1 pseudogene is annotated in these 228 nt (G+C 45.6%); it reads right to left on the bottom strand.

Annotated features, from left to right (window positions below):
• Positions 1-228: pseudogene (locus tag ACFINC_RS11710) on the bottom strand (DNA repair protein RadA); the annotation flags it as partial.

Below are 228 nucleotides of genomic sequence, written 5' to 3'. Positions count from 1 at the left end.
GCGATTTTTTACAGTTCTAAGAATGCGATAATGATGCCCTCCTTCACCCTCAAAATAGAGAACGCCATCAACCATATGTTCAACGACCCGAGGGCCAGCAATTTGTCCATCTTTTGTCACATGACCAACAAGAACAACAGCAGCTCCTGTTTTCTTGGCAAAGCGTATCATAGCTTGAGCACCAATACGGACTTGTGTGACAGTGCCCGGTGCTGAATCTGCTATATC

This window comes from Bartonella sp. AP58NXGY (genome assembly GCF_042195785.1).
Taxonomy (GTDB): Bacteria; Pseudomonadota; Alphaproteobacteria; order Rhizobiales; family Rhizobiaceae; genus Bartonella.
The sequence above is the reverse complement of the archived record's forward strand: the minus strand, read 5'-3'. Positions and strand labels throughout refer to the sequence as shown.